We start from the raw sequence: 1,847 nt of genomic DNA on the forward strand, positions 1-1,847 counted from the left end.
CAGTGAGCCTGGGACGAGGTGCGCTCGCGCACGCGCCTGGCCTCCATCGACTTGAGCTCGGTCTTCTCCACCCAGGACAATGCGAAGGAGACGGAGCGACACTCGCTCCGCCTCCGATATGTGCGCTTTCTACAGAATCGGCGCCTGGTACGGGGGCTGGGAGAGTTTCAGCACAATCTGGAGCTCGGCCTCGACCTGCGTTCCCTGGCGGGAGTCGGCTATGGCGGTTTCCTCGTCGATACCAATCGCACCTCTTTGGCGGTGGGGGCGGGGTTCGGCCTCAGCCAGGAGATCCTGGTCGACTCGGAGTCTGGCCGCACCAGCCTGGAGGGCATCCTGGCGCTCGACTACTCCTTCTTCACCTACGACACGCCGAAGACCGATGTCTCGGTCTCCTTCATCGTCTTCCCCAGCCTCTCCGAGTCGGGCCGCGTGCGGTTGGAGCTCGATTCGTCGCTGCGCCGCGAGATCGTCAAGGACTTTTACTGGAGCCTCAGCGTCTACGACAGCTACGACAGCGACTCATCGACCGCCAGCGGCGAGAAGAACGACTGGGGAGCGGCGACCTCTTTCGGTTGGACTTTTTGAAGTGGGCGCCCGCGCCTTGCGAACAATGGTTTCGGGGATCGCGCCCGAGCGCAGGCGCCCGGCGGATCGACCACCCTGAAGGGTCGTTTATCGGCCTTTGGGATGCCACCTGCCGGGGCGGCGCGTTCGCGAGTGTCACTGTCGCATAGTTGTCACACGGGCGTTGCACGCTTTCCATCTCGTCTTCCTAGATTTTGAGGACGATTTCAGGCAACTCGCGGGCCACCCCGACAACCATCCAGGACCAGAGAGGGAGATCCAACATGGGCAGACGTTGTATGGCTTTGATCCTCGGCTGCGCCCTCGCGGCCAGCCTCGCCCCGCCCGCCGACGGCGGCATCGTGGTCTACGACAAGGACGGCAAGAAGCTGGAGATCGGCGCGCGCATCCAGCTTCAGTACCTGATGCTCGACCCCGACGGCGGAGACACGGAAGACACCGTCTTCTTCCGCCGGCTGCGGCCCTACATCGCGGGCTCGGTCACCGAGAACTGGTGGGGCAAGATCCAGTTCGACTTCGGCAAGTCTCTCGACGGCAACGAGGTGGCGATCAAGGACGCCTACATGCAGTACAAAGGCTGGAAGAACATGACGCTGACGATCGGCAATTCCAAGACGCCATTCTCGCGCGAGTTCCTGGCCTCCTCGAAGCGCCAGCAGACCGTGGAGCGGGGCTTCGTGGGCGATCACAATTTCGGGTCGCCGGACCGTCAGCTCGGCTTCAAGTTGGAGGGTCACAACGACTCGAAGAAGGTGACCTACGCGTTCGCCGCAGGAGCAGAGCACGTCGATCCCGACGTCCGCCGGATCGACTTCGACACCCCGGTCAACAATGCCGCGGATTGGAACGAGGGTCTGATCCTCGCCGGTCGCGTCGACTTTCATCCCCGCGGTCACGTGAAGTTCGACCAGGGCGACTTCCATTCCGACGAGAGCAAGTTCAACTTCAGCCTGGCGGCGTTCACCTGGGAGAACGACGGCGACAGCAACACCTTCACCGCGGCGGACGGCAGCAGCACCAGCTCGTCAAAGGCCGATCTCGACAGCGCCGAGGGCTTCGAGATCTCGGCCGGGCTGCGCGGCAAGGGCGTCTCGTTCGACATCGAATACGATCTGGTCAGCGGCGACACCGTGGACCCGGTGTTCACCGGCGGCATCTGGCGCAACGGCTCGACCGACCTCGACAAATTCCAGATCGAGGGCGGCTATATGTTCACCGGCAACCACTTCGAACTCGTCGGGAAGTGGCAGTTCCTCGAC

At 63.2% G+C, this 1,847-nt stretch carries 2 protein-coding genes; both read left to right on the forward strand.

Going from position 1 to position 1,847, the window contains the following annotated elements:
• Positions 1 to 18 precede the first annotated feature (18 nt).
• The gene (locus tag GY769_26145) at positions 19 to 588 is read left to right on the forward strand and encodes a DUF481 domain-containing protein (GenBank protein ID MCP4205407.1); all 570 of its coding nucleotides are present in this window, start codon (positions 19 to 21) and stop codon (positions 586 to 588) included.
• A gap of 263 nt (positions 589 to 851) precedes the next feature.
• Positions 852 to 1,847: hypothetical protein (locus GY769_26150; GenBank protein ID MCP4205408.1), on the forward strand; the 996-nt coding region annotated here is incomplete at its 3' end.

This window comes from bacterium (assembly GCA_024224155.1).
In the GTDB taxonomy this organism is placed as follows: Bacteria; Acidobacteriota; Thermoanaerobaculia; order Multivoradales; family JAHEKO01; genus CALZIK01.